Raw genomic sequence first — 14224 nt, forward strand, 5'->3', positions numbered from 1 at the left:
TCCGGAGCCGACCCGCCGCCGTTCGGGCGTGCCGTTCGTTGTGAGAGCCGGTCAGTTACGGGAGGCGATGAGATGGTCGAAGTCGCCGTCCTTGGCTCCAAGGATCAGCGCCTCTATCTCCGGGCGGGTGTAGATCAAGGCGGGTCCGTCGGGATGACGGGAGTTGCGCATCGCGACCTGCCCGCCGGGCAGCTCGGCGATTTCCACACAGTTCCCCTGGGAGTTGCTTCGCCGGGACTTCAGCCACCGCGCTCCGAGGAGTTCGGCGGCCGGCATCCCGTTGTCGTAATCGGTCTGGAGCATCATGTCTCTCTGAGAAGATCACCGAGAAGCTCGACGGTGCGCTCCGGGGTCGCACTGTCGACGCACAGGCGTTCCATCGCCTGCAGATAGGTGTCGACGTCGTCGCGCTTGTCCAGGTACATCGCGCCGGTGAGGTTCTCGACGTAAACCACGTCCGGCAGGTCCTGCTCGGGAAAGCGCAGGATGGTGAAGGCCCCGCCCTCGGCGGCGTGGCCGCCGAACCTGAACGGCATGATCTGGATGGTGACGTTGGGCAGCTTGGACATCTCGATGAGGTGCTCGAACTGGCCCCGCATCACCTCCGGACCGCCGATGGGGCGCCGGAGCGCCCCCTCGTCCACCACGGCCCACAGGCGCGGTGCGTCCGGGCCCGTGAGGCGTTCCTGACGTTGCAGGCGCAGTTCCACGCGCTGGTCGATCTCGTGTTCGGCGGCGCCGGCGTTGCCCAGGCGGATCACCGCACGCGCATACCCCTCCGACTGCAGCAGTCCCGGGACGAACTGCAGTTCATACGTGCGGATCAACGCCGCCGACTCCTCCAGGCCCACATAGGTCTGGAACCAGCCGGGCAGCACGTCGTTGTACCGGTGCCACCAACCGGGGGTGTTGGCCTCCCGCGCCAGTTGCAGCAGCGCCTCGCGCTCGGTCTTGTCGCTGACGCCGTACAACGTGAGCAGGTCGTCCACGTCGCGTTCTTTGAAGCTGACCCGGCCGAGCTCGAGACGGCTGATCTTCGACTCCGACGCACGGATGACGTAGCCGGCGTCCTGACGGGTCACGCCCTTCTGCTCGCGCAGACGGCGCAGCTGCGACCCGAGCAGGATCCGACGAACCGTCGACCCGCTTCCCGGCGTCTCTGGAGTCACGCCCAACCTCCCGGCTATTCGGCGGACAGCGAACCTAGTGTGCCACTGGCCTGAGTGTCCTGCGGTTACCTCCGTTCACCCGCGCGCAATCCGCGTCGCCCCACACCCACACAACCCGGATGCACGTGCATTGGGCCTTGCATTCGCACGCTACGATGCGCAGGATAACGCACGAGACTTCCGAGCCACGGCTGCACAACGAGATCACTCTGCGGGGTCCGGTGGAATGACGTCACGCCACGCGCACGACGACACGCGGTGGGAGCTCGGCCCCATCGCGGGGCCGAGCGAGCCACGGGACCACGCTGGGCTGTCGACGCCCGTCCCCGAGTCGGTGAACCTGCCGCCCCGGCTGGACACGGCCGTCACCGCGCTCACCGAGCTGCGGGGCACCACGGTGTCGTTCACCGTGCAGCCCGACCCGGAATCGGTCACCGAGGCCCGGCACTTCGCCGTTTCCCGGCTCACCGAATGGAACCTCCCCGAACTCGCCGACGACGTCGGCCTCGTCGTGTCCGAGCTCGTGACGAACGCACTGCGGCACAGCGGAGGGGTGAACTCCAGCGGGCGGCCGGGCGTCGACGTGCACCGCGAGGGCGTGTACGGCGACCCGGCCGACCCGCTGGGCTCCGCGCCGTCCGCGATAAGGCTGCGCCTGGGGCACGAGGCGCCCTGGCTGCTCTGCGGCATCATGGACGCCAGCCGGACCGCGCCGCGCCGCAGGGAACCCGACTACATCGCCGAGACGGGACGCGGCCTCCACCTCGTCGAGTCGTTCAGCGTCCGGTGGGGGTGGCGGGGGCTCGACCACGGCAAGGTGGTGTGGGCGCTGTTCCGTTCCCCCTGACCCAGCGCGTAACGGCGCGCGACAGGGGTAACTATCCAATTCCCCCGCGGGCACCTCGCACAGGGCCCGACGAGCCATGCGGATGAGAGGAGCACCTGTGGACTTCGCCGTCGAGCACCGCGTCGAGAGGGGCCTCACGGTCGTCAAGATCAGCGGTGAGATCGACGTCTTCACCAGCCCCCGGCTGCGCGAGGCACTGCTCGACATCATCGACAACGGCGGCACCCACCTCGTCATCGACCTCGGCGAGGTGACGTTCCTCGACTCCACGGGCCTGGGCGTCCTGGTCGGCATCTACCACCGGCTCCGCGCGCGCGACGGCTCGATGTCCTTCATGGGCGTCAACGACCGGGTGCGCCGGGTCTTCCACGTCACCCAGCTCACCAAGATCTTCGTCCTGCACCGCTCCCTGGAGGACGCCATAGCGGCCCACGAGGCCGCCACCTCCTGACCCGCCGCTCCCCAGACTGACCACCGCTCCCCTAAGACCCCCGCCCGGAACGACCCCCACTTCCGCTCCCATTCGCCCGCTCTTGTCCGGCTTTGTCGACCTGGTCATCCACAGGTCGGCGTGGACGCGACCGCGGCCGGACGTACCCGGTACGGTGAGACCGAGATCAAGCCCGCCGCCCGGGCACGTCCCGCCGACGCGCGCGGTGCTGTCCGCCAGCCGACCCATCGAACGGACGGGAGCGCTCCGTGGCAGAACAGCCGCTGCATGAGCACACGCTCGGCAATGGCCTGCGCGTGGTGGTCTGCGAAGACCACGTCGTACCACTGGCCGCCGTGAACATCTGGTACGGGGTGGGCTCACGGCACGAGCGGTCCGGCCGGACCGGCCTCGCCCACCTCTTCGAGCACCTGATGTTCCAGGGCTCCGCGAACGTCGCCGAAGGCGAGCACGCCGCGCTGCTGGAGAGCGCCGGCGCCGCCTTCAACGCCAGCACGTCGTTCGAGCGCACGAACTACTACGAGACGGTGCCGGTCAGCCACCTGGAGCTCGCGCTCTGGCTGGAGGCCGACCGGATGGGCACGCTGCCCGCCGCGCTCACCCAGGCCAACCTCGACAACCAGCGCGACGTCGTGAAGAACGAGCGCCGCCAGCGCTACGACAACCAGCCCTACGGGACGGCCTTCGAGCGGCTGTGCGCGCTGACGTTCCCCGGCGGCCACCCGTACGCGCACACGCCGATCGGCTCGATGGACGACCTCGACGCCACCACCCTCGAAGACTGCGCCGACTTCTTCGCCACCTGGTACGCGCCGGGCAACGCCGTCCTGTCCGTCGTCGGCGACGTCGACCCGGCCGCGACCATCGCGGCGGTCGAGCGCTACTTCGGCGGCATCCCGGCCGGCCCGGCCAAGCCCGCCGCCCGCCCCGGCGAGCTCGGGCCGCTGACCGGCGTCCGCGAGGAGACCCTCACCGAGGACGTCCCGTCCCCCGCCTACTTCGCGATGTTCACGCTGCCGACCGACGGCGGCGACGACGTCGAGGCCGCCGAGCTGGCCGTCGAGATCCTCGGCGGCGGCTCCGGCTCCCGCCTCTACGACCGGATGGTCCGCCGCGACCAGATCGCGACCGAGGTCTGGGCCGGGGTGACCCGGCTGGCCTCCGGCCCGTCGCTGGCCATCGTCGACGCCATCGGGCCGGAACCGGACAAGATCGCCGCCGTGCTGGACGAGGAGCTCGAGCGGTTCGCCGCGCACGGCCCGGACGCCGACGAGACCGCCCGCGCCACCGCGCAGGCCGAACGCGGCTTCCTGGAGCAGACCGAGACCGTCACCGGCCTGGCCAACGCGCTGTCGCAGAACGCCACCCAGTTCGACGACCCGGCCCGGGTCTTCACCGCCCCCGGCCGCGCCGCCGCCGTCACCGGGGACGCGATCAAGGAGATGGCGGGCCGCTGGCTGGCCCCCGGCGCCCGCACCGCCCTGACCTACGGAGGCACCTCGTGAGCAGCGGCCTGGCACTGCAGCCCCGTCCCGTCCCCGGCCCGGCCCCGGCCTGGGTGTTCCCGTCCGGCGTCGAGGGCCGCGTCCCGGCCGGCCCGGCCACGCTCCGCTGCGACCTGCCCGGCCGCCGGCTCGCCGCGGTCCGGCTCGTCCTGCACGCGGGCGCGGGCCGCGAGCCCGCCGGCCTGGACGGCGTCGCCACCCTCGCCGCGCACGCCCTGATGGAGGGCACCGAGCCCGGCGGCGGCACCGCGCTGACCGCCGCGTTCGAGCGCCTCGGCGCCAGCTTCTACGCGACCGCCGACCTCACCGCGCTGCGCATCGCGCTGGACGTCCCGACCTCCCGCCTCGGCGCCGCCCTCGACCTGTTCTCCGGCGTCGTGCGCCGCCCCGCGCTCGACGACGCCGACGTGCGCCGGCTCGTCCGCGAGCGCCTGGAGGAGATCGCCCAGGAGGACGCCGACCCCGGCTCGCGCGCCATGCGCGAACTGCGCGCGGTGATGTTCCCGGCCGAGGCCCGCGCGTCCCGCCCGACGGGCGGCGGCCGCACCTCGGTCGGCGCGCTGCAGGGCTCCGACGTCCGCGCCTTCTACGGCTCCATCGTCCCGGCCGAGGCCACCGCGGTCGTCGCCGGCGACCTCTCCGGGACGGGCGCCGACGCGTCCCTCGCCGCCGCCCTGGAGTCCTGGGCGGCCACCGGCGAGCCGCTGCCCACCGCCGACCGCGTCCTGCCCGACTCGGCGGCGCGCATCGTCGTCGTCGACCGCCCCGGCTCCGTCCAGACCTACCTCAGCTTCGGGCACGGCGTCCCCGACCGCTCGCACCACGACTGGCCGTCCCTGACGGTCGCGGCCCACGTCCTCGGCGGCGGCCTCACGTCCCGCCTGAACGCGGTGCTGCGCGAGGAGAAGGGCTACACCTACGGCATGCGCGCCGGCCTGCTGCGGATGCGGCACTGCGGCCTGTTCATCGCGCAGGGCTCCGTCCACACCGAGGTCACCGCCGACGCGGTCGGCGACGCGCTGACCGAGCTGCGCAGCATCGTCTCCCGGGGCATCGACCCCGAGGAGCACGGCCTCTCCGTCCGCGCGCTGGCCGACCGCGCGCCCGCCGAGTACGAGACGTCCCGCGCCGTCGCCGCCGAACTCGCCGACGCGTCCGCGAACGGCCTCGGCGCCGGCTACCCGAGCGCCTACCTGGCCGCCGTCCGCGCCTCCACTCCCGACGGGGTGGCCCGCGCCTACCGCAAGCACGTCGACCCGGAGGGCCTCACCGTCATCGCCGTGGGCGACGCGTCCAAGATCCGCGAACCCCTGGAGCAGCTCGGCTACGCCCCGGTCACCGTGACCTCCAAGGAGGACTGACCCCGGAGCCGCCCCGCTGACCGACGGCGGCACCCCCGCGCGCAAGAAGCCCGGCATGTCCCTTGCGAGCGGCCATGCCGAGCATCACGCAGCGCCGCGCAGAAGGCGTCTCCGGCCTCTGCGGCCGGAGACCCTTCAATGGTTCCGCTTCGAGGGTGAACCGATGGCATGGTGAAGTAGGTCTAACTTGCGTGGCCCAGGGCTGGCGCGGTGGGCTGGGGCGGGGCGAACGTCCTCGCGAACTGAAGAAGGGAACGGCCGGTGTCCTACGGGCAGATGGCGGGTGGCGGGCCGTCCGTCGACACGATCCTCGCGGAGCCGAACTGCAAGCCGGGCGGGGTCGTGGCCGGCAAGGTCCACCTGCGCGGCGGGCCCGGGCCCGTGGAGATCCGGCATGTGACGCTCGCGCTCATGCCGCGCATGCAGAACGGCTACGGCGGCGAGACCGCGGGGCCCGAGGTGTACCGGGGCGCGCTCACCCGCCGCTTCCGGCTGGATCCGGCGCAGCAGCGCGACCTCGCGTTCTCCATCCCGCTGCCGTACGAGCTGCCGTTCACGACCGTCCTCGGGCACGAGCTGCCCGGCTTCACGATCGGCATGTGCACCGAGGTCGACGCCGTCGGGCAGCCCGACCCCGGCGACATCGACCCGATCTCGGTGGAGCCGCTGGAGTCCCAGCAGTGGGTGCTCGCCTCGATCGCCCGGCTCGGCTTCCAGATCACCAACGTGACGTTCGAGTCGTCGAAGCTGCGCGGCGTCGCGCAGCAGCTGCCGTTCCACCAGGAGATCCACCTCAACCCGCCGACCGCGTACCAGGGGCGGATCGACAAGGTCGGGCTGAGCTTCGTCGCCAGCCCGCGCAGCATGGCCTTCGTCCTGCGCGCCGAAGACCGCGACGCCCCGCGGGACGAGTCGTTCGGCGTGTTCCAGGTCGCGCACGCCGAGGCCGCCGAGACCGACTGGAACGCCAAGATCGGCGAGTGGCTGGAGGCCGCCGCCGCGCTGCCGCGCTCGTCCGGCTCCGGTGGCGACGCCCGGACGCCGCTGCCGCCGCCCGGCGGCGCGCCCTTCCCGCCGCCGCCCCCGGCCAATGCCTCCCCCTACGGGCAGGCCGAGAACGCCCAGTTCCCGCCCCCGGCGCCCGCCCCGGGCGAGGGGCCGGCCGCCTACTCCCCCAGCCCCGGCTATCCGGGCGGGCCGAGCCCCGCGTACCCGCCCCCGGGCGCGCCCGCGCACGCCGCGCACTCGTCCATGCCGCCCGGGCCCGGAGCGCCGCCTCCGCCCGGCCAGATGCCGTACGGCGCCACGCCTCCCGGCCAGACCCCGCCTCCACCGCCCGGCGGCGCGCCCATGCCGCCCCCGCCGCCCGGCCATATGGGGCACGGCCACACGCCGCCTCCGCCTCCCGGCGGAGCGTTCGCGCCCGGGCACGCCGGGCCGCCGCCCGCTCCCCACGGAGCCGTGCCGCCGCCCGCACCGCCGGGCCCCGGCGGCATGCCCGGCCACACCGCTCCGCCGCCCGCACCGCACGGTGCCCCGCCGCCTCCGGCACCCGGTGCCCCGCCGCCTCCCGCGCCCGGCGGCCCGTACCCGCCGGCGCCGGGCCACGCGGGCCCGCCGCCCGCCTACCCGCCCGCGATGCACGGCCACCCCGCGCCGCCGCCGCACGTCCACCACGGCTACCACGGGCATCGCGGCCACCACGGCATCGCCGCGGCGGGCCTGGTCGGCGGCGCCGCCGCGGCCGGTGTCGCGGGCGGCATGGCCATCGGCGCCATGGGCGACGTCGCCGGGCAGGCCGCGAACGTGGCGGGCTACGTCGCGGGCGCCCCGGTCGACGCCTTCGGCAACGCCGTCGCCGGATACGCCGGCAACGTCGCCGGCGGCATGATCGCGGACGCGGCCAGCGGCGTCGCCGGGGACATCGCGGGCGACGTGGCCGGCGAGATCGCGGGCGGCGCCGCGGAGATCCTCGGCGGCCTGCTCGGCGGCCTCTTCGGCTGACCGCCCGCACCGAAAATCACCGGACCTTTCGGACGAGATGCGCCGCGATCTCGTCCAATCCGGCCACGGATGGTTATCGTCGAAGGCGCAGCCGCTTCCCGAGGAGTCACATGACCACCGTGATCCTGGTCCTGCTCTGCCTTGCGATCGCCGGACGCGAGCTCTACCTGGCGTCCGACAAACGACTCCCCCGCGCCCAGGCGGAGCTGGGCCGGCTGCGCAGGCAGCTGGACGACCTCGCCAGGGACCACGAGGCGCTCAAGACGGTGGTGGACGAGGCGACGGAGCCGGCGGGCATCCCCATTCCGCCGCCGGAGCCGCCCGCCGAGATCCTCGAACGGCTCGACTCCGCCGTCGGCCGGGTGGAGCGGCTCGAGAAGCAGTTCGGCGACATCTCCGCGGAACTGACGGGCGCCGACCTCGACCGCGACGCCCAGCGCGCGCTGGCCCGCTCCCTCGACGCCGTGGAGCAGGACGTCCTCGAACTGCACCGCGAGATGCTCGACCGGCTGGACCGCGAGGAGGGCGTCGTCACCGGCGTCCTGCTCAGCGAGGAGGGCGAGAACGAGACGCTGCTCGCCGAGGCGTACGAGAAGTGCGCCGCCGAGTGCGGGCTGCGCGTCCGCATCCGCGACCGGCGCTCCGCGCAGGCCACCGGCACCTACTGGGGCACCGTCTACCACATGTCGGGCCGGCGCCCCGACGTCCTCGCCGAGGACCTGTTCTCCTACGTCCGCGCCCTCTACGACCCGCGGGACGAGTCCGCCGTCAACGCGCTGCTCACCGAACTGGCGTCGCTGCGCGGCGGCGGCATCGCGCAGTTCGGCCCGTTCGTCGCGGTGGGCACGCCGAGCGCGCTGCTGTGCGGCGTGCTCCCCGACGACGAGAGCACGCCGCCGACCGAACCGTGGCAGCTCGTCGACCGCATCCGCGAACTGCCCGCCGACCGGCAGCGCGACCTGTCCTGGCTGCGCCCCGACGAGTGATCACGGGCGGACGAACAGGGCCGCGCCCTCCTCGTCCACCCCGAACGCCAGCAGGCACCGCGGCACCCGCGCCGCGTCGATCCGCAGGCAGAGCCCGAGCCGCAGGTCCGGGTCGACGACCACGACCTGCCGCAGCGCCCGCAGCGCCCGCCGCACCCGCGCCCGCGTCTCCGGACGCCCCGGTTCGTGCAGCGTCCCGGTGACGACCCGCCCCGCGTACCGCCACAGCGCCGCCGAGTCGAGCACCCGCACGCCCGCCTCCGTGAGCTTCGCGACGACCACGACCCCGCCGTCGTCCTCGTCCGCCCCCGGCGGCACCCGCAGCGCGCCCTCACCCGACAGGTCCCGCGGCGCCCTCGGCCCGCCCACCGCGCGGTGGTAGCGCAGCGGGTCCAGCGTGTCGATGACGAAGGCGCCCGCGTAGGGCCTGGACGCGCGCGGCGGCGCGGCCCGTCCCGGCATGGGCGACCGCACCGGGCGCCTGCCCTGGTGCGCGCTGAGGTCGAACACCATCCCGGCGTCGTCCAGCCAGGCGGGCACTCCGAGGCTCGCCGCCGCCTTCCGGTCGAGCACCCCCACCGCCACATCGCTCCGCCGCGAGAGCGCCGAGGCGATCCCGAGCCCCGGGAACGCGCTCTCCAGCACCGCCAGCATCGCCCGCCACGTCGTCCCGCCGACGAACTCGCCCACGAACGCGTCCGCCATGGCACCACGCGACCCGGTCTCGACGACGTCCCCCTGCCGAGGCGCCGGAACGCTCACCGCCGGCGGCTCGGCCGACAGCCCCTTCACCGGCAGGAAAGGCTCGTCCTGCCCCGGCCGGGCCACCGCATCGGGCCTGGTCTCCAGCTCCGCCTCACCATCCGGCGCAGAGCCGAACGCCCCAGGCGGCTCCTCCCCGGAAGCGCCGGACACCGCTTCCGAACCGGCTGGACGACCACCGCCCTCCCCCGATGGCACCGAACCATGCGGAGCCCACATCGGCGTCAACGCGTCATCCGCAGACCCACCGGCCCCGTAAGGCGTCCAAGGCTCCGCAGCCCCGGCCCCCTCCGCACCGGACGCAGAGCCCGCCTCCTGCGAGGACTGCGACGACATCGCCGCACTCTGATCATGCGGCGCCCACCCCGCAGAGGACGCACTCGAAGGTTCACCTTCAGGAGTCGCCGGAGAAGCGGCAGCGTCCCGCTCCGTCGATCGCCCACCCTGCTCACGCACGGACGACGCCCCGCCCAGCGAGCCTTCACCCTCAGAAGATGCCGCCGCACCAAATTCCTGCGGGTACCCAGCCGACGCCGACTGCGCAGCACTCGAACCGTGCGGCGCCCACCCCTGAGCGGACGCAGGCGACGACGGACCCGACTGTTCGCCAGCGGGATTCGCCGTGGAAGCCGCAGCGTCCTGCTCGGTTGATCGCCCGCCCTGCTCATGCGCGGATGACGGCCCGCTCGAAGCCTGCGGGTACCACGACGCCGACTCGACTCCCGACGACGCAGAACCGCGGTCAGGAGGCAGAGACGGCGAGGTGCCGGAGGGGCTGCCGCCCGTGGCACCTGAAGGCCCGTCTTCAGCCGACGGCCCGGCGCTGGAACCAAGCGGCGTCCAGCCTTGGGAGGGCGCGGGCGACGACTGGCTCGGAGGTTCGGCTGCAGGGGTCGCCGGAGTAGCCGTAGCGTCCCGCTCCATTGATCGTCCGCCCTGCTCCTGGAGGGACGACGAGTTGCCTAGCGGGGCTTCGCCCTCTGAGGGTGCGGCGCTCTGCTCAGAGGACGGCGCCACACCGGGACCGAGCGGCGTCCAGCCCTGGGAGGGCGTGGGTGATGGCGGGCTTGGCTGTTCGCCTGCGGGAGTTGGCGGGGAGGCGTTCCGTTCTGGGGGGCGGGCGGTCTGCTCCTGGGGGTACCAAGACGGCTGCGGGTGTTCGGGCGTGGGGGGTGCGGGGGGCGTCGTCGGGGTGGATTGCTCGGGGTACCACGTGGACGCCGGCTGTCCGGCGGGTGGGTTGTGCGGCTTCCATGGCTGGGTCGGCTGGTCGCCTGCGGGAGGTGGCGGGGGTGTCACGTCCCGCTCTGGTGGTTGGGCGCTCGGGTACCACGGTGGCGGCAGGGCCGGGGGTGTGGCGGCGGGGTCGGGGGGCGGGCTCGCGGGTGCGCCGGGGTCGGGCGGGGTGGGGTGGGGGACCCAGTCGGACGTGCGCTTGCCTGCGACGTGGACGTCTCCGGGGTGGGGCACCTGGACGGGGTCCCCGGGAGAGTCGTCTGGTTCGGGGCTGGGGCGGTCACGCGGGCCGAATCTCACGGTGTCGATCCTGCGCTCCTATCAAGATCATCGGCAAGGTCGGCCGCCGAAGAGGGCGGTGCAGAGGGGGGCGAGGGTGTCCGGGGCGCCGGCGGTGAGGACGGGGCCCGGGGCCAGGCGGAGGCGGACGGGCACCTCGCGGCTCGTCGGGTCGCGGGTGCCCTGGGCGGCGGCGATGTCCTGGAGGCCGACCGGGACGGTCTCGGGGATGTCGGCGGTGAGGGCGCCCGCGTGCAGTTCGGCCAGCCACAGGTCGAGGACGCGGTGGGCGAGGCCGTTGAGGACGCGGCCCCAGGGTTCGAGGAGGTCGGGCGGGACGTCCTCGGTCTGCAGTTCGGGGAGGCCGAACCGGGCGAGGCCCTTGGTGGTGACGAAGAGGCCGTCCGGGCCGTCGGTGTGCGGGAGGAGCATCCAGTCGGTGAGCCGGACGGTGCCGTCCGGGCCGGGCAGGGAGCGCCGGAGGTGGTCGGGCGTCAGGATCTGCGGGGTGAACACGTCGACCACCGGGGCGCCGGTGATGGCGCCCAGGGCGCCGGCGACGGCGCGGGACGCCCATTCGTGGGCGGGCGGGCGGCCCGGGCGGTAGGCGGCGCGGACGGCGACCAGGTGGGCGGCGGACGTGACCGCCTCCAGGTCGGAGGCGGCGGCGCCGTAGGCGGCGAGCAGGTCGCGGGGCAGCGGCGGGAAGGCGGCCGCGGGGCGCTGGTCGAGGGTCAGCATGGGGCTGCCGAGCATGCCGAGGACGAGGTCGCGCAGCGGCGCCGCGGTGTGCCGGGCGATGTGGTCGCGGGCGAGGGACACGGGGTCGGCGAGCGGTTCGGCGAGCGCGACGGCGTAGGTTCCGTAGAGGGTCTCCGGCACGGGCAGCGTCAGATGTTCACCCAAACTCGTCCCCCGGGGGTAGTCGGCACCCTTCGATCAGATCCGATGGGGACGGCGGAGCGGATCTGGCGGCAACGGAACATTTACCTCACATCAGCGCGGCAGCCGCTGCTCGAACCACACGATCTTGCCCGCGGCGGTGCGGTGGGTGCCCCAGCGGGCGGCGAAGTGGCCGACGAGCTGGAGGCCGCGGCCCGACTCGTCGGTGGCCTCGGCGTGCCGCAGGTGCGGCAGGTCGTGGCCGTCGTCGTGGACCTCGCACAGCAGCGTCCGGCCTTTGATCAGCCGGACGCCGAGGGATCCGGCGCCGTGCACGAGCGCGTTGGTGACGAGCTCGCTGACGAGCAGCTGCGCGGTGTCGGCGAGGGCGTGCAGGTCCCAGCCGGCGAGCCGGGCGGCGACCTGCGCGCGGATCCACGGGACGCTGTTCGGCTCGGGTTCGAGCTCCCAGGCGACGGCCTCGTCCTTGGGGATGCCGTCGCAGCCGACCGCGACGATCGCGATGTCGTCGGCGGGGGTGTGCGCGGCGAGGGCGGCGAGCACGTCGTCGCAGGCGCCGTCGAGGTCGGCGGACGCCCCGGCGAGCAGCGCGCGCAGCTGCTCCAGGCCCTCCTCGATGTCGCGGTCGCGGCGTTCGAGGAGGCCGTCGGTGCACAGGACGAGCTGGGAGCCGTCCTCGACCTCGACCTCCATCGTCTGGAACGGTTCGCCGCCGACGCCGATCGGCACGCCGGACGGGACGGCCAGCACGCGGCTCTCGCCGGCGGCCGACACGAGCACGGGCGGGATGTGCCCCGCGTTGGCGAACGTGCAGCGCCGCTCGACCGGGTCGTACACCGCGTACAGGCAGGTGGCGAGGTAGTCCTCGCCGAGCCGGCGGGCGAGGCCGTCGAGCTGGCGGAGCACCCGGTCGGGCCGCATGTCCTCGGCGGCGAGGGTGCGCACGGCGGTGCGCATCTGGCCCATGATCGCGGCGGAGGTGAGGCCGTGCCCCATCACGTCGCCGACGACGAGGCCGAGCCGGCAGCCGGGCAGCGGGATCGCGTCGAACCAGTCGCCGCCGACCTGCGCGGCCTGCTCGGCGGGGCGGTACCGGTAGCGGACGCGGGCCCCGGCGACGTCGGGCGGGTCGTCGGGCAGCATGCTGCGCTGCAGCTTCTCGGCGACCTGGACCTCGCGCCGGTAGAGCCGCCCGTTGTCGACGCACAGCGCGGCGCGGCGGGCGAGCTCGTCGACCATGGCGAGTTCGAGTTCGCCGAACCCGGGCCGGTCGGGCTTGCGGAGCAGCTTGAACGTGCCGAGGACGCGCCCCCGCGCGATCAGCGGGACGACCAGCATCGCGCGCCCGGCGAACAGGTGGCGCAGCTCCGGGTTGCCGAACACCATGGCGAGCTTGGCGGCCTGCCCGGGGCCGACGCGCCGGATGTGCACGGGGCGCCCGGTCCGCATGGCCTGGACGAACGGCGTGCCGGACGGCAGGAACAGCGGCTCCCCCTCGCGGACGGCCTCGTCCCAGCGTCCGTGGTCGTCGTTGTGGGCGACGGCGACGCGGCGCATCGGGGTGGTCTCGTCGACGTCGTCGGCGGGCGGGGCGGAGTCGGCGACGACGCGTTCGAGCAGTTCGACGGCGGCGAAGTCGGCGAGCCGCGGGACGAGGACCTCGGCGAGCGCCCGGGCGGCCTGCAGGTGGTCGAGGGAGCTGCCGATCTGCTCGCCGGCTTCGCTGAGGTAGGCGAGGGGCTCCCAGGCGGCGGGGACGTCCCCGGCGGGGCGCCGCCGGCGGGCCGGGGCGGACCGCGGCGCGGGGACGGCCGGCGGCCCCGCGGCGTGCGGGACGATCGGCAGCCGGATCGTCAGCCCGAGCGAGACGGCCGGGCAGCCGAGCCCGATCACCCGCGAGGTGATCTTCTCCGCCGCGGCCGGGTCGAGCGCGGGCAGCAGTTCGGCGAGCCGGCCGGCGAGCGAGCCCGCGACGGCGTCGGCGCCGTCTCCGGACGGGCCGGTGAGGGCGGGCTCGACGCGGAGCAGCCGGGCGGCCGGGCGGCGGACCGGGACCGGCCCGTCCGGCGGGGAGAGCAGCCGGTCGCCGATGGTGATGCCGATCCCGTCACGGCGGAGCCGGCGCAGGTCGGCGGCGAGCGCCAGCACGCTGACGCCGCGTTCGCCGGGGGCCCGGTCGATGGGGTAGACCCACCACGCGATCTCGGCGGGCTCGCCGGTGTCGACCCGCGGCAGGGTGCAGGAGCCGCACCAGACGTGCCCGAAGGTCCCCGGTTCGAAGGCGCCGCGGTGCTCGGGCGGCAGCCGCAGCAGCGCCGCGGGCGGCCGGCCCAGGGCGCGCGGCGGCCCCACCCCGAACAGTTCGGCGGCGGTGTCGTCCCAGTGGCTGATGTGGCCGTGCTCGTTGAGCGTGATCGCGGCCATTCTGGCCACTCCCAGCAGGTCGGCGATGACCATGCTGTCCCCCTTCCGGGCGCATGACGCCCGAAGTCCCCGGCGACGCCTGGTAAAGGGGACGTTACCTGCTGTAAGGCGGGCGCGCTGCAACTCTGTCGAAAATGGTTCGGATGAGGACCCACCCGCGTGCCGGCGGGGTTCGGGCAGGCCGGAATTGCGCACCGCGCAAGATCGCGGACCCGCGGGAACGGCGAGCACAAAGGGGCGCGGCCGCCAAGGCGCCCGCGCGGACCGGAGGTGGCCAGGACGCCGGAATGCACCGCC

At 74.3% G+C, this 14224-nt stretch carries 11 protein-coding genes; 6 read left to right on the forward strand and 5 right to left on the reverse strand.

Annotated elements, in window-relative coordinates; translation table 11 throughout:
- Positions 1–51: 51 nt before the first annotated feature.
- Positions 52–303 carry a DUF397 domain-containing protein gene (locus AB0K34_RS08550; RefSeq protein WP_089327163.1) on the reverse strand — a complete coding sequence of 84 codons (252 nt, stop codon included), beginning with the start codon at positions 301–303 and terminating at the stop codon, positions 52–54.
- Positions 303–1169, reverse strand: a complete 867-nt coding sequence (locus AB0K34_RS08555) for a helix-turn-helix transcriptional regulator (RefSeq protein WP_171069264.1) — start codon at positions 1167–1169, stop codon at positions 303–305. Before AB0K34_RS08555 ends, AB0K34_RS08550 begins: the two co-directional genes overlap by 1 nt.
- A 226-nt stretch (positions 1170–1395) precedes the next feature.
- On the opposite strand from AB0K34_RS08555, the gene AB0K34_RS08560 reads away from it, so the two are divergent.
- From AB0K34_RS08560 to AB0K34_RS08585, 6 genes are all read left to right on the forward strand, one after another.
- Complete coding sequence (locus AB0K34_RS08560) at positions 1396–2016, forward strand: ATP-binding protein (RefSeq protein WP_138639450.1); 621 nt, start codon at positions 1396–1398, stop codon at positions 2014–2016.
- A 97-nt stretch (positions 2017–2113) separates the two neighbouring features.
- A complete protein-coding gene (locus AB0K34_RS08565; RefSeq protein WP_240808279.1) occupies positions 2114–2467 on the forward strand; it encodes an STAS domain-containing protein in 354 nt (117 codons plus the stop codon).
- A gap of 248 nt (positions 2468–2715) precedes the next feature.
- Entirely contained in the window at positions 2716–3972 is a 1257-nt protein-coding gene (locus tag AB0K34_RS08570) for a pitrilysin family protein (protein ID WP_301175369.1), read from the forward strand.
- The gene (locus AB0K34_RS08575) at positions 3969–5333 is read left to right on the forward strand and encodes a pitrilysin family protein (protein WP_301175368.1); all 1365 of its coding nucleotides are present in this window, start codon (positions 3969–3971) and stop codon (positions 5331–5333) included. Before AB0K34_RS08570 ends, AB0K34_RS08575 begins: the two co-directional genes overlap by 4 nt.
- A gap of 261 nt (positions 5334–5594) precedes the next feature.
- Entirely contained in the window at positions 5595–7337 is a 1743-nt protein-coding gene (locus AB0K34_RS08580; RefSeq protein WP_364546662.1) for a sporulation protein, read from the forward strand.
- A gap of 110 nt (positions 7338–7447) precedes the next feature.
- Complete coding sequence (locus tag AB0K34_RS08585) at positions 7448–8323, forward strand: hypothetical protein (protein ID WP_301177891.1); 876 nt, start codon at positions 7448–7450, stop codon at positions 8321–8323.
- Here AB0K34_RS08585 and AB0K34_RS08590 read toward each other — a convergent pair whose 3' ends face one another.
- The 3 genes from AB0K34_RS08590 to AB0K34_RS08600 all read right to left on the reverse strand — a co-directional run bounded on the left by AB0K34_RS08590 (position 8324) and on the right by AB0K34_RS08600 (position 13960).
- Positions 8324–9238 (reverse strand): hypothetical protein, encoded by a 915-nt coding sequence (locus AB0K34_RS08590; protein WP_364546665.1) that lies wholly within the window; start codon positions 9236–9238, stop codon positions 8324–8326.
- A gap of 1410 nt (positions 9239–10648) precedes the next feature.
- Positions 10649–11506, reverse strand: a complete 858-nt coding sequence (locus AB0K34_RS08595; RefSeq protein WP_364546668.1) for a hypothetical protein — start codon at positions 11504–11506, stop codon at positions 10649–10651.
- Positions 11507–11596: 90 nt separating this feature from the next.
- Entirely contained in the window at positions 11597–13960 is a 2364-nt protein-coding gene (locus AB0K34_RS08600) for a SpoIIE family protein phosphatase (RefSeq protein ID WP_364546671.1), read from the reverse strand.
- Positions 13961–14224: the final 264 nt, after the last annotated feature.

It is taken from the genome of Actinomadura sp. NPDC049382 (assembly GCF_040677125.1).
In the GTDB taxonomy this organism is placed as follows: Bacteria; Actinomycetota; Actinomycetes; order Streptosporangiales; family Streptosporangiaceae; genus Spirillospora; species Spirillospora geliboluensis.

Bases quoted from the DNA above. Each gene is read 5' to 3' on its own strand.
- AB0K34_RS08600 (WP_364546671.1), bottom strand. From the start codon at position 13,960: ATGGTCATCGCCGACCTGCTGGGAGTGGCCAGAATGGCCGCGATCACG.
- AB0K34_RS08560 (WP_138639450.1), top strand. From the start codon at position 1,396: ATGACGTCACGCCACGCGCACGACGACACGCGGTGGGAGCTCGGCCCC.
- AB0K34_RS08585 (WP_301177891.1), top strand. From the start codon at position 7,448: ATGACCACCGTGATCCTGGTCCTGCTCTGCCTTGCGATCGCCGGACGC.
- AB0K34_RS08550 (WP_089327163.1), bottom strand. From the start codon at position 303: ATGCTCCAGACCGATTACGACAACGGGATGCCGGCCGCCGAACTCCTC.